This window comes from Mesorhizobium sp. WSM4310 (genome assembly GCF_007003935.1).
GTDB lineage: Bacteria > Pseudomonadota > Alphaproteobacteria > Rhizobiales > Rhizobiaceae > Mesorhizobium.
Genome location: NZ_VFTA01000001.1, coordinates 48,851 through 69,545, shown reverse-complemented (window position 1 = coordinate 69,545; position 20,695 = coordinate 48,851). Strand labels below are relative to the sequence as shown.

The window sequence follows — 20,695 nt, the reverse complement described above, 5'->3', positions numbered from 1 at the left end:
CTCCTCCAAATTGGCGTTGTCAAATCATCTCACGGAGGAATTCTTCATTCAAATAAGAATTTATGCTGCCGACCCTACAGCCGATCCGGCCAGATGCGACAGCTTCTCGCACGTTGCCAGCAACAGCTCGATCGTCCTGGTGATATCGGGCGCGGACGGCGCATTGACCACGGTAATGTAGGGAATGGACAGGGCGGCGATGGCCTTGCCGTCGGAACTGCGCACCGGAGCCGACAGGTTGAAGACGCCGGCGGTCTGCATCGAGGCCATCATCTCGTAGCCACGGTCGCGGATCTGGTCGAGCCGGGTGAAGAACTCGGTCGATTGGGCCGTCTTGTCGGTGCTGCGGACGTGTTCGGAGATCATCATCTGCCGCTCTTCCTGCGAGCGGAAGGCAAGCAGTACATGGCCCGAACCGGTGTCGAACAGGCTGATGTGGGAACCCACCCGGATCGAGATGCCCCAGTAGTTCGGCGCCTCCTGCTGGGCGATGACGACGGCGGAACCGCGATCAAAAACAACGAGTTGGTTGGCCTGCTGCGAGGTCTCGGCCAGTTCGCGCATCAGCGGCGTGGCGTAGGAAACCAGCCGCCGCACCGGAGCGTGCAGTTGCGCCAGGCCGAACAGTTTCAGCGTCAGCGAATAGCGGTCGCCATCCAGCCTTGTGACATAGCCGCGCCGCACCAGCCGGTCGAGCATGCGATAGAATTCGTTCGGGCTGCGGTCGAGTTTCTTGGCGATTTCGGCCTGGGTCAGGCCTCCGTCGACGCCGGCCAGCAGTTCGAGGATGTCGAGCCCCTTGTCGAGCGCCGGCGCGCGGTAGCGCTCGTCTTCGCTGTCGTCCATGGCTCATCCCTCCAGTGAATTCGATTCTTCATATACGCAGGAATGCGGCCGGCGGAAACAAATTTCGCCTTGACGTGCGTATGAATGTTTTGTTTGTATATGAATGTAGCATTTCCTGTCACGTGGACAGGTTGCGGTCGCCGCTAAGGCGCACCCAGGGAGGAAACCAATGAACAGACTGCTTTCCGGCGTCTCCGCCGGCGCATTGGTGCTTGCATTCGGTGCAGGCACGGCCCTTGCCGGCGACCTGCCCGGCAAGTTCGAAGGCGTCACCGTCGACGTGAAACTGATCGGCGGCCAGCAATATGAAAAGCTCTATGAGCGCATTCCTGAATGGGAGAAGGCCACCGGCGCCAAGGTCAACATCCTGACCAAGAAGAATGGCTTCGACATCGACAAGGAGTTGAAGTCCGACATCGCCTCTGGCAGCACCAACTGGTGCGTCGGCTGGAACCATTCGTCCTTCGCGCCGCAATATACCGGCCTCTACACAGACCTCAGCAAATTGCTACCCAAGGAAGAGATCGACGCCTTCGTGCCGTCGACGATCGAGGCGGCAACCATCGACGGCAAGCTCGAGATGCTGCCGCGCGCGCAGTTCGACGTCTCGGCGCTCTACTACCAGAAGAGCCTCTACGAGAACGCCGACAACAAGGCCAAGTTCAAGGCCAAATACGGCTATGACCTGGTGCCGCCGGACAGCTGGAAGGAAGTCACCGACCAGGCCGAGTTCTTCGCCAACCCGCCCAATTTCTACGGCACGCAGTTCGCCGGCAAGGAAGAGGCGATCAATGGCCGCTTCTACGAGATGGTGGTCGCCGAGGGCGGCGAGTATCTCGACAAGGACGGCAAGCCGGTCTTCAACTCGGAGGCCGGCATCCGGGCGCTCGACTGGTTCGTCAATCTCTACAAGGCCAAGGCCGTGCCGGCCGGAACGACCAACTATCTCTGGGACGATCTCGGCCAGGGCTTTGCCTCGGGCACCGTCGCCATCAATTTGGACTGGCCGGGCTGGGCCGGCTTCTTCAACGACCCGAAGTCGTCGAAGGTGGCGGGCAATGTCGGCGTGAAGGTCGCGCCGAAGGGTTCTTCCGGCAAGCGCACTGGCTGGTCCGGTTTCCACGGTTTCTCGGTGACCGAGAACTGCCCGAACAAGGAGGCCGCAGCCTCGCTGGTTTGGTGGCTGACCAATGAGGACAGCCAGAAGCTGGAAGCCGCAGCAGGCCCGCTGCCGACACGCACGGCCGTGTGGGATTGGGACTTGAAGCAGGCCGAAAACGATCCCTACAAGAAGGAGGTTCTCTCCGCCTTCCAGGAAGAAGCCAAGCACGCCTTCGCCGTGCCGCAGACGCCTGAGTGGATCGAGATTTCGAACGCCGTCTATCCTGAGCTGCAGGCGGCGATCCTGGGCGACAAGACCTCCAAGCAGGCATTGGACGAAGCCGCCGCCAAGGCGACGCAGATCCTGCAGGATGCCGGCAAGCTTTAGAACAGTCCCAAGGCTGCCTCCCCCATGACGAATGGGGGAGGCGATCGCGTCTCGTCGGAAGCTCCGCGATGCACATCGCCTTTCGGTGTCCCACCCACGCAATGCAAAACCCCACAGGATTCTGATGAAGGGCTTCAAGCCATCGGCGCCATTTCTGCTGCTGCTTCCAGCCTTCATCGTGCTGGCCGCGGTCGTCGTCGTGCCGCTGCTTCTGTCGCTCTATTCCAGCTTCACACCGTTCCGCCTGACCAGGCCCGAAACGTTCTTCGTCTTCGTCGGCTTCAGGAACTATCTCTCGATCCTGGCCAACTCCGATTTCTGGTGGGCGTTCGGGCGCACGGTGCTGCTGCTGACCATCGCGCTCAATCTCGAAATGCTGCTAGGCCTGGGGCTCGCCATGCTGGTCGAGAAGGCGACGCGCGGCCAGCGCATCCTGCGCACGCTGATGATGTTTCCGATGATGTTCTCGCCGATCCTCGTCGGCTTCCAGTTCAAGTTCATGTTCAACGACAATATCGGCCTGGTGAACAACGCCCTGCAGTCGCTCGGCATCACACAGGACGCCGTTCCGTGGCTGATCGAGGGCCACCTCGCCTTCATCGCCATCTCGGTCGCCGAGGTATGGTCGTCGACCGCGATCTTCGCCATCCTGATCCTCGCCGGACTGCTCGCAATGCCCAAGGAGCCGATCGAGGCCGCGCGGGTCGATGGCTGCACGCCGTGGCAGACCTTCCGCTATGTGACGTGGCCGTTCGTCATGCCTTTCGCCTATATCGCCATGACCATCCGTTCGCTCGACGTGGCGCGCGCCTATGACATCGTCAAGATCATGACCGATGGCGGACCGGCGGGCCGCACCGAGCTGTTGTGGACGCTGGTGGCACGCACCGCCTACAGCGACGGCCGCATGGGCATGGCGAACGCCATGGCCTACTTCTCGATCCTGCTGTCGATCGCCTTCACCGTCTATTTCTTCAACAAGCTCGCCGCGGCGCGCACGCAGATCGGTGCGGAGTGGTGATGGACGAGAATTCTTCCGCCCGCCTGAAGCGCCGGCTGCTGGGCATCGTCCATCGCGTCGGCCTGTTCCTGGCGATGCTGACGATCTGCCTGCCCGGCCTCTGGATCGTGCTGTCCTCTCTCCGGCCGACCGTCGAGATCATGGCCAAGCCGCCGGTGTGGATCCCGCAGGAGATCTCGTTCGACGCTTACATCGCAATGTTCTCAGGCATCGGCAAAGGCGGCATCCCGGTCATCGAATATTTCCGCAATTCGCTGATCATCTCGGTGACCTCGACGATCATTGCGGTGGCCATCGGCATGGCCGGCGGCTATGCCTTCGCGCGCTACCGCTTCCGCGGCAAATCGAGCGTGTTCCTCGGCCTGATGCTGACGCGCACGGTGCCTGGCATCGCGCTGTCGCTGCCTTTGTTCTTCCTCTATGTGCGGCTCGGCATCATCGACACGCATTTCGGGCTGATCCTGGCCTATGTCGCGCTCAACGTGCCGTTCACCATCTGGCTGATCGACGGCTTCTTCCGCCAGGTGCCGAAAGACCTCGCGGAGGCAGCACAAATCGATGGCTGCACGCGCTGGCAGGCTTTCTGGCAGGTCGAGTTTCCGCTCGCCGGACCGGGCATCGCTTCCGCCGCCATCTTTGCCTTCCTGACCTGCTGGAACGAGTTCGCGCTGGCTTCGCAGCTGACCCGTTCGGTGAGCGCCAAGACGCTGCCGGTCGGCCTGCTCGACTACACGGCCGAATTCACCATCGACTGGCGCGGCATGTGCGCGCTGGCCGTGGTGATGATCATTCCCGCACTCACCCTCACCTACATCGTCCAGAAACACCTTGTCGGCGGCCTGACCTCCGGCGCGGTGAAAGGCTGATCCCATGGCAACCGTTTCCCTCAAAAAGCTGACCAAGCGCTACGGCAATATCGGGATCGTGCATGGCATCGATCTCGATATCGCCGACCGCGAATTCATCGCGCTGGTCGGCCCGTCGGGCTGCGGAAAGTCGACGACTTTGCGCATGATCGCCGGACTGGAAGAAATCAGCGCCGGCTCGATCGAGATCGGTGGACGTATCGTCAACGATCTGCCGCCGCGCTCGCGCAACATCTCGATGGTGTTCCAGTCCTATGCGCTCTATCCGCATATGACGGTGCGCGAAAACCTCGGCTTCTCGCTGAAGATCGCCGGCGCGGCCAAGGAAGACATGGAGCGCCGCGTCGCCGAGGCCTCGGCCATTCTCGGCCTCGATACGCTGCTCGACCGCCGCCCGTCGCAACTGTCGGGCGGCCAGCGCCAGCGCGTCGCCATGGGCCGCGCCATCGTGCGCGACCCTGACGTGTTTCTCTTCGACGAGCCGCTTTCCAATCTCGACGCCAAGCTCAGGACGCAGATGCGCACCGAGATCAAGAAGCTCCATGCCAAGGTGCAGTCGACGGTGATCTACGTCACCCACGACCAGGTCGAGGCGATGACGCTTGCCGACCGCATCGTCATCATGCGCGACGGCCATATCGAACAGGTCGGCACGCCAGACGAAGTCTTCCGCCGCCCGGCGACACGCTTCGTCGCCGGCTTCATCGGTTCGCCGCCGATGAATTTGCACGAGGCGACTGTCGACGACGGCCAACTGGTTTTCGCCAGCGGCGAAAAGCTGCCGCTGCCCGCCCAGTTCAAGGCCAATGTCGCGACCGGCGACAAGGTCGTGTTCGGTCTGCGGCCTGATGACATCTATCCGACCGGCCATGGCATCAGCTCCGGCGGCGCGGCCGACGTCCATCAGATCGAGCTGCCGATCACCGTCACCGAACCGCTCGGCAACGAAACGCTGGTGTTCGTCGAGTTCAACGGCACGGACTGGGTTTCGCGCATGCTGAACCCGCGCCCGCTGCGTTCCAGCGAGCGAGTGGCGATGAGCCTCGACCTGTCGCAGGCGCATCTGTTTGCCGCCGAGACCGGAACGACATTGCGGAGCTGACCGATGGCTAGAATCGAGAAAGTCGAACTGCGGATGGTGGACCTTGTGCCCAAGGTCAAGCGCACGGACGCCATCCAGAGTTTCGTCAGCCAGGAAACACCGATCGTCACCATCACCGATTCCGACGGCGCGGCCGGCACCGGCTACAGCTACACGATCGGCACCGGCGGCTCCTCGGTGATGCGGCTGTTGTCCGACCATCTGGCGTCACGCCTGATCGGCCGAGACCCCGACATGATCGAGGCGATCTGGCACGATCTCGAATTCGCCACCCATGCGACCACCATCGGTGCGATCACCGCCATTGCTATCGCGGCGATCGATACGGCGCTCTGGGATCTCAGGGCGAAGAAGCAGAACTTGCCGCTGTGGAAACTGGCCGGCGGTGCCAAGGACCGCTGTCCGCTCTACACCACCGAGGGCGGCTGGCTGCACATCGAGACGGCAGCACTTGTCGACGACGCGCTGGCTGCCAAGGCCAAGGGCTTCCGCGGCTCGAAGGTGAAGATCGGCAGGCCGCACGGGTCGGAGGATCTCGCCCGCCTGTCGGCGGTGCGCAAGGCGGTGGGCGACGGCTACGAGATCATGACCGACGCCAACCAGGGGTTTTCGGTCGACGAGGCGATCCGGCGCGCGGCGCGGCTGCGCGAACTCGATCTCGCCTGGATCGAAGAGCCGCTGCCGGCCGACGATGTCGACGGCCATATCAGGTTGTCCAACTCGACGCCGACGCCGATCGCCATTGGCGAGTCGCTCTATTCGATCCGCCATTTCCGCGAATATATGCAGAAAGGCGCCTGCTCGATCGTGCAGGTCGATGTCGGCCGCATCGGCGGCATCACGCCATGGCTCAAGATCGCCCATGCGGCAGAGGCCTTCGACATTCCGGTCTGCCCGCATTTCCTGATGGAGCTGCATGTCAGCTTGACCTGCGCGGTTCAGAACGGCAGGTATGTCGAGTACATTCCGCAACTCGACCAGTTGACCGGCAAGCACATGCGCATCGAGGATGGGCATGCGCTGGCGCCCGACGAGCCCGGCATCGGCATCGACTGGGATTGGGACGCGGTCAAGGCCATGAGCATCGCCGAATTCACCACGGCGATCACGAAGTAGGAGTCGGATATGCAGCGAATGGGCATGGTGCTGGGGTTGAAGCCGGAAAAGGTCGAGGAGTATGTCCGCCTGCATGCCGCCGTCTGGCCCGACGTGCTGACCATGATCTCGGCCTGCAACATCAAGAATTATTCGATCTATCTGAAGCGGCCGGAGAACCTGCTGTTCTCCTATTTCGAATATCACGGCACCGACTATGCGGCCGACATGGCCAAGATGGCAGCCGACCCGAAGACGCAGGAATGGTGGGCGGTCTGCATACCATGCCAGGAGCCGCTCTCGACCCGCAAGGAGGGCGAATGGTGGGCCAGCACGGACGAGGTCTTCCACTATGACTGAGGGCGGTTTCGACCCTGCCTTACTCGTCCAGTCCTGGCCAAAACCCTCGAAGCCTCGCCCGATCGTCACTTTCGGTGCCGGATCGATCGTCGGCGACGCGCATTTTCCCGCCTATCGCAAAGGCGGCTTTCCGATTGCCGGCCTCTATGATCCGGACCAGGCCAAGGCGAAAACCCTGGCCGAAAAATGGGGCGTGACGGCGTTCCGTTCGGTCGACGAAGCCGCATCTGTCCAGGATGCGATCTTCGATCTGGCGACCCCGCCAGGACGGCACGCCGAGATCCTGGAAGCTCTGCCCGACGGCGCGGTTGCGTTGATCCAGAAGCCGATGGGCAACTATCTCGGCGAGGCCACCGAAATCCTCGAAATCTGCCGCGCCAAGAACCTCAAGGCGGCGGTGAACTTTCAGCTGCGCTTCGCGCCGATGATGCTGGCGCTCAAGGACGCCGTCGCCAGGGGCTGGCTCGGTGAAGTCGTCGACTTCGATGCCTGGCTGGCGCTGGCAACACCGTGGGAGTTGTGGGAGTTCCTGCTCAAGGCGCCGCGCGTCGAGATCGCCATGCACTCGATCCATTATCTCGACCTGATCAGGCAATTGCTCGGCGATCCCAAAGGCGTCCACGCCAAGACGCTCGGCCATCCCAACCACAAGGTGGCGCAGACCCGCACCAGCGCCATTCTCGACTATGGTGACACCGTGCGCTGCGCGCTGTCGATCAACCATGACCACAAATTCGGCCGCCGCCACCAGGCCTGCGAGTTTCGCATCTGCGGCACCGAGGGCGCGGCCTATCTCAAGCTCGGCCTCAACCTCGACTACCCCCGGGGCGAACCGGACATTCTGGAAATCCATCCGAAGGGCGCAACGGACTGGATCGCGGTACCGCTTGCCGGCGAATGGTTCCCCGACGCCTTCGTCGGGCGCATGGCCAATGTGCAGCGCTTTGTATCAGGAGAAGACGGCGAACTGGTCAGCTCGGTCGAGGACGCCTGGAGCACCATGGCGCTGGTGGAAGCCGCCTATAGATCGAGCGCGGCGCCGGCGACGCCGATCGCGGAAAGACCCTGATGGAACAAATCCAATATTTCGAAGATTATGAGATCGGCTCTTCGCGGCTGACCAGCGGCCGCACCATCACCGAAACCGACTTCGTCGTCCATGCCGGCCACACCGGCGATTTCTTTCCGCACCACATGGACGCCGAATACATGAAGACGACGCCGTTCGGCCAGCGCATCGCGCATGGCACGCTGGTGTTCTCGGTCGGCATCGGGCTGACGGCAAGCATTATCAACCCCGTCGCGTTCTCCTATGGCTATGACCGGCTGCGCTTCATCAAGCCGGTGTTCATCGGCGACACGATCCGCACGCGCACCACCATTACGGCCAAGGAGGACGATCCCAAGCGGCTGGGCTCGGGACGCGTGATCGAACGCTGCGAGGTGATCAACCAGCGCGGCGAAGTGGTACTCGCGGCCGATCATATCTACGTCGTCGAACGCAAGCCGGCGCAGAGCTGAAAAACAGCGTGGTTCTTACGAACCGGTCGCGTGCGGTGATGCGCTCAAGCCCCGAGCAGCAGGACCATCCCGACTATGATTTTCGCGACAGGCCGCCGCCCTCTATCGCATTGACGAGCGTATCGCTTCCTTCGCGCAGGTGCTGCCGCAGAATGCTCCCGGCCTTCTTGCCGTCGCGCCGGCGGCCAGCAGGTCGCGATGTTCCGCCTGCGAGCGGGCGCGATGGTCGAGGTTGGACAAGAGGATGCGGACATAGCGATCGGCCGCGTTGTGATGCGCCTCGATCAGGCCGAGCAGACGCTGATTGCCGCAGGCAGCGTAGAGCGACAGGTGAAAGGTTCGGTTCAGCGCACCCCAGCGGCCGACATTGCGCTCCGCGTCGATCTGGTCGAGCACCTGTTCGGCCTCATCGAGATTGCCGTCCAACAAAGCCGGAATGGAGAGGCGGAGCGCTTCGCATTCGAGCAATTCGCGCACCGCGTAGATTTCGCTGATCTCGGCCCCGTCCATCCGTGCGACATGCGCAGGCCCGCTGCAGACTGGCCAGCATTGATAGCGAGATTCCCCGCGCCGATGGTCTCTGTCGAAAATCTCTGCAGGGCTCTGCCCAGCGCAGGCGTGGCGCCTATGCTGCCGTGGCCGGCCGATCCTTGAACAGGACCGGATCAGCAACGGCTGGCTCCGCATACCGTATGCGCAGGCGCAGAAATGGCGCTTCGATGCAGGTGTAGCTGAGATAGCCGATCGGGATCGTCGCCAGGAAACACAGCAAGGACCAGAGGCAGGCAATGTAGAAATTGCTTATGCCCATGATGTTCGTGTTTATGAACGCCGCCAGCTGCATGACGAAGAACAGGTGCAGGAGATAGATCGAATAGCTGTAGGCCCCAGCCTTCTCCAGGATCTTGAACGGCAAGCCTGTTCGCTTCCTTGGAAAGCTGGTGTCGTAATAGGCGATCCCAAATGAATAGGCCGCCGCCTCCACCGTCGGCAGGATGATCCATATCCAATGTGGCGAGGGGTATCGCTGTAGCTGGTAGAATCCCCCGGCGGCATCGAACCACCAGAAGAACCCCGAAAAGGCCAGCAGTACGGCCAGCGCCAGCCAGTGCCGGTCCTTCGCATAGGCGCGGAGATGGAAGGCAAGGATGCCGGCGAGAAACTGATCGGCATGGCCAATGATGGTCCAGGCCGCCGCCGACTGCACCTCGCCGAACTGCGCGTAAAGCGCCCACCTCAGCAAAATGGCTGCAGCGATAAACAGCAAAGGGGCGAACAGGAAGCGTCTGGACGCCATCAGCAGGAACGGCAGCAGGATGTAGAAGTGAGCTTCCACGGTTATCGACCAACCGCCGTTCGGGAGGGTGGGAAAGATCACCCCCTTCCCGACGTCGGTGAAATAGCCGCCCAGGGGTTGGCCTGCCATAGATACGCGGCAAGCCTCGACGGCTATCACGGCCAGCAAGAGCGGAAGCAACCTCAGCGCCCGGTTGGCGAAGAAGGGCAGATAGCTGACTTGTTTCCCATCAAGAAGCTTGGCGAACAGGTAGCCGGAGAGCGCCATGAACAATGAAACTCCGGTGAACCCCTCATCCAGCAGGCTGAAAATGGGCACGGCAGGCACGAAATCATAGGGCACCGGCCCCTCGGGAGACTGATGGAGGAAATGCCAGGTGAAGACCAGGAACGCCGCTAGGCCACGAATATGGTCCAGCGCCGGATAGTGTTCTCCAGTCGAAGATCTCATGATTCAGACCAGGCGTCCGGGCGTTCAACGATCATCGCCATGTCGCGCGGTCCAATACCCGCAACCGTGGCCGCAGAGCGAGGGTCCGCTCGCCAATGCCTAGTTTGTCTGCCTCTCGTTAATTTACACTTCCATCAGATGGAGAAAATTGATGTCCGGCTCGGCCAGCCGCAATCGCCGGAAACCGCGCGGGATGTACCGGGACGCAGCCGTGTCGATCAATCGACCTCCACGGCTACCACCGCCGCGCAGTCCCCGGCCTTGACCAGGCCGGGAAAATGCCGTGCCGCCAACATGCCCGGCATTTTTGCCCGGATCTCCTGCGGGGCAATGCCTGTGCGGCCAACCGAATGGATCCGTGCCAGCACCGCGCCCTCTTCGATGGGCTCGCCGAGATCGACCATGGTTTCGATCATGCCGTCCTCCTCGGCGAAGGAGAAGCAATCGCCTGACGGCATGTCCAGCCATCGAGTTCTGCTCTTCTCGACCGCGCCATCCACGATGCCGGCATGGCGCAGCACATTGAGAATGCCGCGCCGCGCGATACGCACGGTTTGCGCACGCGAGGTGCCGCCACCGCCCAGTTCGGTGCTGACGAAGACCTTGCCCATCTCCTCGGCCGCCGTGTCGTACATGCCGACCGAGTCGATTTCGATCATGCGCATCGAGAACGGAGCCGAGAATGCCGCCACCGCATCGAAGGCTTTTTGCTCCAGCGCCTTGTCGGGCAGTGTGTGGGCCGCGCAGAACGGCACGAAGTCCAGCGTCTTTCCCCCAGAATGAAAGTCGAAGACGATGTCGGCTCGAGGCAGCAGTTCACGCTGGAAATAGTCGGCGATCTTCTCGGTCACCGTGCCGTCCGGCCGTCCGGGAAAGCTGCGGTTCATGTTGCCCTTGTCGATCGGCGAGGTCCGCGTGCCGGCGCGGAAGGCTGGATAGTTCATCGCCGGCACGATGATCACCGTACCGCTGACATTTTTCGGGTCGAGCGTGCGGGCGAGATCGTAGAGCGCCAGCGGCCCTTCATACTCGTCGCCGTGGTTGCCGCCGGAAAGCAGCGCCGTCGGCCCCTTGCCGTTGCGGATGACGCAGATCGGGATCATCACCGAACCCCAGGCCGAGTCGTCTCGGCTGTAGGGCAGGCGCAGGAAACCGTGCTGGACGCCGTCACGGTCGAATTCGACGGTCGGCGCGATCGGCGACGGGCGGACGCTGGACATCGGGCTCAATTCTTCACCACCAGTTTGCGCGGAACATTGGCCAGGCACTCTACACCGGTTTCGGTGATCAGGATGGACTCGGTGATCTCCAGCCCCATCGTCTCCAGCCAGAGGCCGGTCATGAAGTGGAAGGTCATGCCGGGCTTGAGTTCGGTGCGGTCACCGGGGCGCAGGCTCATCGTGCGTTCGCCCCAGTCCGGCGGATAGGACAGACCGATCGAGTAGCCGGTGCGGTTGTCCTTGACGATGCCATACCTTTTCAGCACGGCGAAGAAGGCATTGGCGATGTCCTCGCAGGCGTTGCCGGGCTTGGCGGCGGCGAGCCCCGCCTCCATGCCTTCCAGTGTCGCCTTCTCGGCATCGAGGAACTCCTGCGTCGGCTTGCCGAGGAAGACGGTGCGCGACAGCGGACAATGGTAACGGTTGTAGCAGCCGGCGATCTCGAAGAAGGTGCCCTCGCCCCGCTTCATCGGCTGGTCGTCCCAGGTCAGATGCGGCGCCGAGGCGTCCACGCCGGACGGCAGCAGCGGCACGATCGCCGGATAGTCGCCGCCAATGCCGTCGACGCCGCGCGTGCCGGCATCATAGATCTCGGCGACGAGATCGCATTTGCGCATGCCGATCTCTATTCTGTCGAAGATGCGTTGGTGCATGGCTTCGACGATGCGGGCGGCCTTGCGCATGTAGTCGATCTCGGTCGGGCTCTTCACCGCGCGCTGCCAGTTGACCAGGGCGGTGGCGTCGACGAAGCGGGCATTGGGCAGATGCTTCTGCAGCGAGGCGAAGGCGGCGGCGGAGAACCAGTAATTGTCCATCTCGACACCGATGGTGAGCTTGCCCCAACCACGATCGACGAGCACGCTGGACAGGAAGTCCATCGGATGGCGTTCCGTCGACTGCACATAGTGGTCGGCGTAGCCGACGATGTTGTCCTGCACGAGATAGGCGGTGCGCCTGGCGCCGTTGGCGTCCTGACCGCGGCCGTACCAGACGGGCTCGCCCGAGGGCGGCACGATGACCGCCTGGTGCACGTAGAAGGACCAGCCGTCATAACCGGTCAGCCAGGCCATGTTGGAAGGGTCGCTGACGATCAGGAGATCGACGCCCTTGGCCTCCATGGCTCGCCGCGTCTTGGCGAGGCGATCCGCAAATTCGCCGCGCGAGAATTTCAGGTTCGGTTGCATTCTTTTGCTTCCTCGTTTGTTGGGCCCTGGAGCCTGTTTCAACTTCGTCGAACCCGGCTCCAGGAATTTTTGCTTGAGCATGATCTGATCGGAAACCGGTTCGCACTTTTCCGGGTCATGCTTTGCGGCCAGCATCAGCTCTCAAAAGTGGTTCCGGCATTGGCCGCCCGCGCGCGGTCGCGGGCGAACGTGGCGATCGCCGTGTCCTGCACGCCGGTGCCGGTGAGGTCGGCGATGGTGATATCGCTGGCCGAGCGTCTTCCGTGTCGTTCGCCCGCGATGATCTGGCCGAGTTCGGTCACTTCTTCGTCGGTGGCCATCACTCCTGCCGCGATGGCATGATGCAGTTCGCCCAGACGCCGCGTCTGGCGCGCGCTGTCGGCGACATAGAGATCGGCCATGCGCAGGATGGCCGGCGCGATCTCGTTCTTGTGTTCGGCGTCCGAGCCCATGGCGGTGATGTGCTGGCCGGCGGCGATGAAGCCGGCCTTGATCAGCGGCTCGGTCGATGGTGTGGTGGTGACGATGATGTCGGCGCCGGCAACGGCATTTGCTGCATCAGGCTCCGCGCGCACGACAATGCCCAGTCTTTCGCGCAAGCGGGCAGCAGTGGCTTCGGCCTTGGTGGCGTCGCGCGCCCAGATGCGTGCCTCGGCGATCGGCCTGACAAGACGCAGTGCCTCCAGTTGCAGGCCCGCCTGCAAACCGGCGCCGAAGATCGCTGCCACGGTGGAGTCCTCGCGCGACAGATGCTTCGCCGCGACCGCGCCGGCAGCGGCCGTGCGGACATCGGTCAGGTAGCCATTGTCGAGCAGCAGCGCCTCGACTACGCCGGTCCTTGCCGAAAGCAGCACCATCATGCCGCCACCGCTCGGCAGGCCGAGTTTTGGATTGTCGAAGAAGCCGGAGCTGATCTTCACTGCGAAGCCGTCGATACCGGGCACATAAGCGGACTTCACGTCGACCTCGCCGCGATGCTCGGGAATGTCGAGCCGCAGGATCGGCGGCATCGCCACGGGCAGAGTGGCGAGCGCGCGAAAAGCGTTCTCGACGCAGGCGACCGCATCGAGATCGAGCGTCACGATCTTGCGCAGTTCTTTCTCGGTGAGGATGGTCATCAGGCTCATGCTGCACGCTCCGCGATTGCGTCGCCGCAGACGATCTTGCGGTGCGCGTCCATATCGATGTTGCGACCGGAGAGAAGCGCAACCACCGGCCCGCTCGGCTTCACCTTGCCGGAAATCAGCGCGGCGACGCCGACCGCACCGGCGCCCTCGACGATCTCGCGCTCCTGCGCATATGCATGGCGGATGCCGGCGGCGATCTCGTCCTCGCTGAGCAGGACGACGTCGTCGAGCAGGTCGCGGCACATGGCGAAGGTCAGCCTATTGTCGAGGCCGATGCCACCCCCAAGCGAATCCGCCAGCGTCGGCAGTTCCTCCACCAGGACAGGCCGGCCGGCATCGAGGCTCGCCTTCATCGCAGCACCCCGGGCCATCGAAACTCCGATGATTTTTGTGGCGGGGCTGACGCCCTTGACGGCTGCGGCAACGCCAGAAGCCAAGCCGCCGCCGGAAAGCTGTACCAGCACGAGACCGGCGTCAGGAACCTGCTCGATCATCTCGAGCCCGAGCGTACCTTGCCCGGCGACGACATCGGGATGGTCGAAAGGCGGCAGCATCACCAGGCCCTGCTGCGCCACCAGCCGCTCGACCTCCTGCTGGGCATCGTCCTGGCTGTTGCCGACGATGCGGACCTCCGCGCCGAGCCGGCGGATTTCGTCCAGTTTGTTCTGGGGCACCAGCCGCGACATGCAGATCACCGCGCGCATGCCTTCGAGCTTCGCCGCATGCGCCAGCGCGCGACCGTGATTGCCGGTCGAGGCCGCGACAACACCGCGCGCCTTATCGTCGGCACGGAGCGAATCGATGGCATTCGTGGCGCCGCGCAATTTGAAGCTGCCGGTGATCTGGCGATGCTCGAGCTTGAGATGGACGGGGACACCGAGACGCTCGGAAAGGCTCGAGGATATCGTGATCGGCGTGTACTCGACCTTGCTGGCAATACGCTCACGCGCGGCGCGGATATCGTTAAGGGAGACGGTCGCCATCGTCATCAATCGTGCAGCAGCGGCAGCGTCATCAGACGGCCGAATTCGGGATGCGGCGTCTCATCACCACACAGCCGCAAGCAGTTCCAGGCGGTTGCCTGGTTGCTGGTCACCACAGGACGGCCGATTGCCTGTTCCATGCCGGCGACCGCAAGCGCGCCGCGCAGCGCCGTGCAGGACACAAACAGGGCGTCGGCCTGCGGGTGGGTCGCCTGGCGCGCGAGATCGACAAGGGCTGTCGGGGGGATGCGCGCCATCTCGCGGTCGTCCTCGAAGCCGAGACAGGTGAAGCTGGCGATCTCGAAACCACGCGCGGCGAAGTAGGCCGCCATCGGCCTGGAGGTTTCGACCGTGTAGGGGGTCAGAATGCTGATCCGGCGCACGCCGAAGGCATTCAGCCCGTGCACGCCGGCCATTGGTGGGGTGACCATGGGAACGCCAGGCTTGGCCGCCTGGATCGCCGTCTCGATCTCGGCATCACCGATCACCACCGAGGCCGACGTACAGGAGTAGCAGATGGCGTCGAGCTTCTCGTCGGGCAGGATCAGGGCCGCGCCCGCCGTCAGCGCCGGCTGCATCTTGCGCAGATTTTCCGGCGTCGTCGGATTGGCATAGGGAATGCGCGCGACGTAGACGCCGATGCGCTCGCTTGCCACCATGCGGCGAAAATCCGGTTCGCTGGTGTGATCCGTGGCCAGGATGATCAGGCCGACGCGCTTGTCGAGCGGACGCTCGTCGAGTGATGGCCGTTTCGGATAGACCTTGATCTCGGGCAAAGGTTTCATCGGCTATCTCTCGATCTTGCCGTAACGGCGTTCCAGCCAGCGCAGCAGCACGACCGAACAAAGACTGATGGCGAGGAAGAAGGCACCGACCAGCGTGATCGGCTCGATGTAGCGATAGTAGGTGTTGGCGACGCTTTTGGCCTGGTTCATCAGTTCCAGCACGGTGATCGCCGAGAGCAACGGCGTCTCCTTGAACATGGCGATGAAATAATTGGCCAGCGCCGGGATCATCGGCGGGATGGCTTGCGGGATGATGACGTGCGTCCAGGTCTGCCGGGCGCTGAGATTGCAGGCCTTGGCGGCCTCCCACTGGCCACGTGGTACATTGTCGATGCCGGCGCGGTAGACCTCCGCCGTGTAGGTGCCGTAATGCAGCCCGAGCCCGATGACACCGGCGACCAGCGGCGGCAGCAGGATGCCGATGTCGGGCAGCACGTAGAAGATGAAATAGAGCTGCACCAAAAGCGGCGTGCCGCGGATGAATTCGGCCGCCCAGCCGACGGTGCGTGACAGGGCCTTGTTGGGCGAGCGGCGCGCAAGCGCGATGCCCAGCCCGACGATCGCCGCCAGTACCGAGCCGAGCAGCGTGGCCAGGATGGTGATCTTCACCCCCTGGATCAGCGTCGGCATGATCTGCCATACGAAATTCCAGTCCCACTCCATCAGACGCGCACCCCATCGAGGCCGCGCGCCATGCGGCGCTCCAGCGAGCGCACGCCCCACGAAATGAGCAGCGCCAGGATGAAATAGATGACCAGGATGGTGGCGAACGGCACCATCGTGTTGCCGATCTGGGCGCGCACCACCTGCGCCTGGAAGGTCAGGTCCGCGAGCGAGATCAGCGAGACCACGGAGGTGGCCTTGAGCAGCTCGATGGCGTTGTTGCCGAAGGTCGGCAGCATCACCAGAAAGGCCTGCGGCAGGATGACATGGCGCAGGCCTTGCCAGCGGCCGAGATTGAGCGCGATGCAGGCCTCATGCTGTTCACGGCCGATCGACTGCACGGCCCCGCGCACCACTTCGGCGGCATAGGCGCCGACGTTCAGGCCCAGCGCCAGCACGCCGGCCTGCAGCGGGGTCAGTTCGAGGCCGATCAAAGGCAGCACGAAATAGGCGAAGAACAGCTGCACGAAGATCGAGGTGCCGCGGAAGAATTCGATATAGGCGGTGGCGAGCGCCCGCAAAACGAAGAAACGTGACAGCCGTCCCATGCCGGCAAGAAGGGCCATGATCAGGGCAAGCGCCGACCCCATCAGCGTCAGCTCGATGGTGACAAGCGCTCCCTGCAATATCAGACCGAGATAGCCGGACCACTGGGTCATTCGGTTTCCAACGTTGGTTTAGCCTTCCTTCTCCCCGTTCCCGGGAGAAGATGCCGACAGGCAGATGAGGGGCTGAGCCATCCTTGCGAAAGTTAGTGCCGCCCCTCATCCGGCCCTTCGGGCCACCTTCTCCCCGTAAACGGGGAGAAGGGAGGAGCAGCTACTTCGCCGCGCAGAGCTTGTCGCGCGTCGTCGACATGGCGGCGGCGGCCGAGAAACCGTAGGGCTCGATGATCTTGGCGAACTCGCCCGACTTCTTCATCTTGGCGAGTTCGACGTCGAACTGATCGCGCAGCGCCTCGTCGCCCTTCTTGAAGGCGGCGCCGTCGCAATAGACAGGGGCGCCCTGCACCGGGGCAATGACTTCGAGGTTCGGGTCGTTGGCCTTCTTCATCAGATCGTTGATCGACAGAACCGGCAGCGAATAGGCGTCGATGCGGCCGTCCTGCACCATCTTCAGGCCGCTCTGGCCGTCCGGCACGACGATGACGCGTTCGCGCGGCACGCCGGCGTTGAGCGCCAGCTTCTCCTCGGTGCCGCCGCCGGGCGCGCCGATCGTGGCCGATGTGTCCTTGGCGACGTCCTCGTAGCTCTTGAAGCCTTTCGGATTGCCCTTCTTTACCAGCATCGCCTCGGCGTCGCACAGCACAGGCTCGGAATAGGCGACCGCGGCGCAACGCTCCGGCTTCATGAACAGGCCGGCGGTGACGACGTCGAAGCGGCCGGCCTGCAAGCCGGGGATCATGGCGCCATATTCGGAGATCGAGGCGACGATGTCGGCGACACCGAGCCGCTTGAAGATCTCGCGCGCCACGTCCGGTGCCGCGCCCGAGACCTTGCCGTCGGCGGCAACCGCCGTATAGGGCGGCTCGTTCGCGATGGCGACACGGGCGAAGCCCTGTGCCTTCAACTGCTCGAGCTTGCTGTCGTCGGCCGAGCCCGGGATCGAGGCGGCTAGAACCGCCGTCAGTGCCAAGCCGGCGACGCCGGCCAGAATGCCAAGTTTCTTCATTGTTCCCAACTCCTTGTTTCTTGTCTTGGTTTGACTTCTTGTCTTGGTTTGTCTGGGGCGATGCTCCACCCCGCAAAGCGGTCAGACGCGATGTCCGGCCGCGATGATCTTCTTCAGGAAGCCTTGCGTGCGCTCCTGCTTGGGATGGCGGAAAATCTCGTCGGGCTTGCCTTCCTCGACGATTTTGCCGCGATCGAAGAACAGCACCCGGTCGGCAAAGTCGTGGGCAAAACCCATTTCGTGGGTGACCAGCAGCATGGTCATGTCGGTCTCGGCGCAAAGCCGCCACAAGACGTTGAGCACCTCTTCGACCAGTTCCGGATCGAGCGCCGACGTCACCTCGTCGAACAGCATGATCTTCGGCTGCAGCGCGAGCGCCCTGGCGATCGCCACGCGCTGCTTCTGGCCGCCCGACAGTTGCGCCGGCATCGCCTTTGCCTTGTCGGCCATGCCGACCATGTCGAGCAGTTCCATCGCCCGCTTCTCGGCGGCGGGGCGCGGCATGCCCTTGGTCAGCATTGGCGCCAGGGTCACATTGTCGATGACGCTCTTGTGCGGAAACAGGTTGAACAGCTGGAACACCATGCCGATCTTCTGGCGCATCCGCGCCAGATGCCTCTCGTCGGCCGGCAGCAGCTGGCCGTTGCGCTCCATATGATAGAGCTGCTCGCCCTCGATCTGGATGTGGCCGCCATCGATGCGCTCCAGCGTCATCAGGATGCGCAGGATCGTGGTCTTGCCCGAGCCGGAGGGGCCGATCAGCGCCAGCTTCTCGCGCGGCATGACCTGCATCGACAGGCCGTCCAGCACCTTGAAGGCACCGAAGCTCTTCGAAATGGCATCGACCTTGATGATGGGTGCGGACAAATGAATTTCCCCGTGCTGGAGAAGCCTGTGCCCTTAACGATGCGGAACGCGCCAAATCATGTCAATTGGGAAAATAATATCATAACAATTATTCTGATTGCGCACATTTTCCGGTCAATCGTGGCTGGCTTTTTGGGCATGCCGTCGTCCCGAAACCGCTTCGCACTTTGGGCGACATGCTCAGATAGCGAGCAGCAAATGCTCCGGATCGCCAAGCAGCAGCTTGGTGACAACGCCGAGACCGGCGCGCAGTTCCCCTTCGGTAGTCGAGCCCAGCGAGATGCGCACCGCCGGATGCCAGGGCGCATCCGAAATGCGGAACGATGTGCCCGGCGCGATCGCCACGCCCTGCAGCCGGGCTTGGGCGACAAAACCCTCCTCGGCGCGGTCGTCGGGCAGTTGCAGCCAGACATGCAGCCCGTCGCGCCGGGCGCGATAGTCGATTCCTGCCAACACTTCGGCGGCGATATCCTGCCGCCGCCGTAACGCGGCGCGCTGCCAGCGCACCAGTTCCATCGCCGTGCCGTCGGTCACCCATTTGGTGGCGATCTCGGCTACCAGCGGCGTTGCCATCCAGTTCGACACCAGATGCCGGTTGGCGACGGCGGCGACATAGCGGTCGGGCGCCGCGAGATAGCCGATGCGCAGGCCGGGCACGGTGATCTTGGTGAAAGAGGTAACATAGAGCGTACGCTCCGGGGCAAAGGCGGCGACCGGCGGCGGCCGGTCCTCGACCAGCGGCCCCAGCACGTCGTTCTCGATGATGGCGATGTCATGCTTGCGCGCAACCGCCGCGATTTCTTCGCGCCGCCGCACGTCCATGAGCGTTGCCGTCGGGTTGATCACCGAGGGTTGCACGAACACCGCGCGGATGTCGGAAAGGCGGCAGGCCTCGTCCAATGCCTCCGGGATCAGGCCGTTATCATCGATCGGCAGGCCTTGGAGGTTGAAGCCGAGATAGCGGGCCAGCGGCACCAGCGTGTGGTGGCCGATCGCCTCGGTGGCAACGGTCGAGCCAGGCGGCGCCACGCTCATCAGCGCCACCGTCATGCCGGCGGTAGCGCCGTTGGTCAGGCTGATGTTCTGCGCTGAAATGTCGAGCCCGCACAATTTCAGCCATTCGACCGCCACCGCACGATGGCGCGGAAACACCATGTTGGGCCGGAAAGACAGCGCCGAACTCGACGGCAGGTTTTCAGCGAGCCAGCCCAGCGCCTGCTTCAGCCGCTCCAGATGCATCGGCTCGCAGACCGGCTTCAGGATAGAGAGATCAATGACCTCGCCGAGACGCTCGGGCAGATAGGGCGGCTCCGGCTCGCGGCGCTGCGTCTGGACGAAGCTGCCACGGCCGATCTCGCCCGAAATCAGGCCGCGCCGGATCAACTCCTCATAGGCGCGGCTGACCGTCTGCACCGAAAGCTTGAGATCATCGGCCAGCCGTCGATGTGTCGGCAGCCGCGCGCCATTGGCAAGACGCCCGTCATGGATGGCGCGCGCGAACTGGTCGGCAAGCGATTGATAGGCTGGCCGCCTTATGAGCGCGGGATCGGGTTGCCACAATGTCATGACTTATTAGAGATCGAAATCAGTGCAATTGACAATCGAAATAATGCGCCATCATGGTACTGTGGACGAAAAAAGTGGGCGCTGATGACTGCTGCGAAACTCGACGCGATCGACCTCAAAATCCTCGACGCCATCCAGCGCGACGGGCGCATCACCAAGCTGGCGCTGGCCGAGCAGGTGGGGCTGTCGCCGACCCCATGCTGGATGCGGCTGCGCAAGCTGGAGAAGGCCGGCATCGTCTCGGGCTATCACGCAAGGATCGCCATGCGCGTCGTGGTACCGGTGGCCACCGTACTGATGGAGGTGACGTTGGCCAGCCACCGCCAGGCCGATTTCGACCGCTTCGAGCGTGTCATCCGCGATATCCCCGAGATCGTCGCCTGCTGGTCGGTGGGCGGCGGCGTCGACTATGTGCTGAAGGTGATGGCTCGCGACATCGATGCCTATCAGCGGCTGGTCGACGGCTTGCTCGACCGCGAGATCGGCATCGACCGCTACTTCACCTACATCGTCACCAAGACGGTGAAGGAAGAGATCGCACTTCCCATCGCCGAGTTGCTGCCGGTGTCGCCGTAGTGCCGG

The 20,695-nt window shown here is 63.2% G+C and carries 22 protein-coding genes; 9 read left to right on the top strand and 13 right to left on the bottom strand.

The window, feature by feature from the left end; all coding sequences use genetic code 11:
- Positions 1-60: 60 nt before the first annotated feature.
- Positions 61-846 carry an IclR family transcriptional regulator gene (locus FJV80_RS00310; RefSeq protein WP_095771266.1) on the bottom strand — a complete coding sequence of 262 codons (786 nt, stop codon included), beginning with the start codon at positions 844-846 and terminating at the stop codon, positions 61-63.
- Between the two features lie 169 nt (positions 847-1,015).
- Here FJV80_RS00310 and FJV80_RS00305 point away from each other — a divergent pair, with 169 nt between their 5' ends.
- The 8 genes from FJV80_RS00305 (at position 1,016) to FJV80_RS00270 (ending at position 8,300) form a co-directional block, all read left to right on the top strand.
- Positions 1,016-2,335 (top strand): sugar ABC transporter substrate-binding protein, encoded by a 1,320-nt coding sequence (locus FJV80_RS00305; protein ID WP_142875253.1) that lies wholly within the window; start codon positions 1,016-1,018, stop codon positions 2,333-2,335.
- Positions 2,336-2,459: 124 nt separating this feature from the next.
- Positions 2,460-3,356 carry a sugar ABC transporter permease gene (locus FJV80_RS00300; protein ID WP_142875252.1) on the top strand — a complete coding sequence of 299 codons (897 nt, stop codon included), beginning with the start codon at positions 2,460-2,462 and terminating at the stop codon, positions 3,354-3,356.
- Complete coding sequence (locus tag FJV80_RS00295; protein WP_038645102.1) at positions 3,356-4,222, top strand: carbohydrate ABC transporter permease; 867 nt, start codon at positions 3,356-3,358, stop codon at positions 4,220-4,222. Before FJV80_RS00300 ends, FJV80_RS00295 begins: the two co-directional genes overlap by 1 nt.
- Before the next feature lie 4 nt (positions 4,223-4,226).
- Complete coding sequence (gene ugpC, locus FJV80_RS00290) at positions 4,227-5,324, top strand: sn-glycerol-3-phosphate ABC transporter ATP-binding protein UgpC (RefSeq protein WP_142875251.1); 1,098 nt, start codon at positions 4,227-4,229, stop codon at positions 5,322-5,324.
- 3 nt (positions 5,325-5,327) lie between these two features.
- Entirely contained in the window at positions 5,328-6,440 is a 1,113-nt protein-coding gene (locus FJV80_RS00285; RefSeq protein ID WP_142875250.1) for a mandelate racemase/muconate lactonizing enzyme family protein, read from the top strand.
- 9 nt (positions 6,441-6,449) lie between these two features.
- Positions 6,450-6,779: an L-rhamnose mutarotase gene (locus FJV80_RS00280; protein WP_142875249.1), complete on the top strand. Its 330-nt coding sequence runs from the start codon at positions 6,450-6,452 to the stop codon at positions 6,777-6,779.
- Positions 6,772-7,848 (top strand): Gfo/Idh/MocA family oxidoreductase, encoded by a 1,077-nt coding sequence (locus tag FJV80_RS00275; RefSeq protein ID WP_142875248.1) that lies wholly within the window; start codon positions 6,772-6,774, stop codon positions 7,846-7,848. Before FJV80_RS00280 ends, FJV80_RS00275 begins: the two co-directional genes overlap by 8 nt.
- Positions 7,845-8,300: a MaoC/PaaZ C-terminal domain-containing protein gene (locus FJV80_RS00270; protein WP_185975118.1), complete on the top strand. Its 456-nt coding sequence runs from the start codon at positions 7,845-7,847 to the stop codon at positions 8,298-8,300. Before FJV80_RS00275 ends, FJV80_RS00270 begins: the two co-directional genes overlap by 4 nt.
- 102 nt (positions 8,301-8,402) lie before the next feature.
- On the opposite strand, the gene FJV80_RS00265 is transcribed toward FJV80_RS00270, so the two are convergent.
- The 12 genes from FJV80_RS00265 to FJV80_RS00210 form a co-directional block, all read right to left on the bottom strand.
- The gene (locus FJV80_RS00265) at positions 8,403-8,810 is read right to left on the bottom strand and encodes an FCD domain-containing protein (RefSeq protein WP_246688869.1); all 408 of its coding nucleotides are present in this window, start codon (positions 8,808-8,810) and stop codon (positions 8,403-8,405) included.
- A gap of 115 nt (positions 8,811-8,925) precedes the next feature.
- On the bottom strand, positions 8,926-10,047 hold the full coding sequence (locus tag FJV80_RS00260) for an acyltransferase (protein ID WP_142875246.1): 1,122 nt from the start codon (positions 10,045-10,047) through the stop codon (positions 8,926-8,928).
- A 218-nt stretch (positions 10,048-10,265) separates the two neighbouring features.
- Positions 10,266-11,267, bottom strand: a complete 1,002-nt coding sequence (doeB, locus tag FJV80_RS00255) for a N(2)-acetyl-L-2,4-diaminobutanoate deacetylase DoeB (protein WP_142875245.1) — start codon at positions 11,265-11,267, stop codon at positions 10,266-10,268.
- Positions 11,268-11,272: 5 nt separating this feature from the next.
- A complete protein-coding gene (gene doeA, locus FJV80_RS00250) occupies positions 11,273-12,451 on the bottom strand; it encodes an ectoine hydrolase DoeA (RefSeq protein WP_095771460.1) in 1,179 nt (392 codons plus the stop codon).
- A gap of 134 nt (positions 12,452-12,585) precedes the next feature.
- On the bottom strand, positions 12,586-13,578 hold the full coding sequence (locus FJV80_RS00245) for a cyclodeaminase (protein WP_142875244.1): 993 nt from the start codon (positions 13,576-13,578) through the stop codon (positions 12,586-12,588).
- Entirely contained in the window at positions 13,575-14,561 is a 987-nt protein-coding gene (gene eutB, locus FJV80_RS00240; protein ID WP_185975104.1) for a hydroxyectoine utilization dehydratase EutB, read from the bottom strand. The genes FJV80_RS00245 and eutB overlap by 4 nt, the downstream gene beginning before the upstream one ends.
- A 5-nt stretch (positions 14,562-14,566) precedes the next feature.
- The gene (gene eutA, locus FJV80_RS00235; protein ID WP_142875242.1) at positions 14,567-15,346 is read right to left on the bottom strand and encodes an ectoine utilization protein EutA; all 780 of its coding nucleotides are present in this window, start codon (positions 15,344-15,346) and stop codon (positions 14,567-14,569) included.
- A 3-nt stretch (positions 15,347-15,349) separates the two neighbouring features.
- On the bottom strand, positions 15,350-16,009 hold the full coding sequence (gene ehuD, locus FJV80_RS00230) for an ectoine/hydroxyectoine ABC transporter permease subunit EhuD (RefSeq protein WP_095771279.1): 660 nt from the start codon (positions 16,007-16,009) through the stop codon (positions 15,350-15,352).
- Positions 16,009-16,668, bottom strand: coding sequence for an ectoine/hydroxyectoine ABC transporter permease subunit EhuC (ehuC, locus tag FJV80_RS00225; protein WP_142875241.1), 660 nt, complete (start codon positions 16,666-16,668; stop codon positions 16,009-16,011). Before ehuC ends, ehuD begins: the two co-directional genes overlap by 1 nt.
- Positions 16,669-16,828: 160 nt before the next feature.
- Positions 16,829-17,680, bottom strand: coding sequence for an ectoine/hydroxyectoine ABC transporter substrate-binding protein EhuB (gene ehuB / locus FJV80_RS00220; RefSeq protein ID WP_095771281.1), 852 nt, complete (start codon positions 17,678-17,680; stop codon positions 16,829-16,831).
- Between the two features lie 81 nt (positions 17,681-17,761).
- Positions 17,762-18,547, bottom strand: a complete 786-nt coding sequence (ehuA, locus tag FJV80_RS00215) for an ectoine/hydroxyectoine ABC transporter ATP-binding protein EhuA (protein ID WP_179296362.1) — start codon at positions 18,545-18,547, stop codon at positions 17,762-17,764.
- Positions 18,548-18,727: 180 nt separating this feature from the next.
- The gene (locus tag FJV80_RS00210) at positions 18,728-20,113 is read right to left on the bottom strand and encodes a PLP-dependent aminotransferase family protein (protein ID WP_142875240.1); all 1,386 of its coding nucleotides are present in this window, start codon (positions 20,111-20,113) and stop codon (positions 18,728-18,730) included.
- 84 nt (positions 20,114-20,197) lie between these two features.
- On the opposite strand from FJV80_RS00210, the gene FJV80_RS00205 reads away from it, so the two are divergent.
- A complete protein-coding gene (locus FJV80_RS00205; protein ID WP_142875239.1) occupies positions 20,198-20,689 on the top strand; it encodes an Lrp/AsnC family transcriptional regulator in 492 nt (163 codons plus the stop codon).
- Positions 20,690-20,695: the final 6 nt, after the last annotated feature.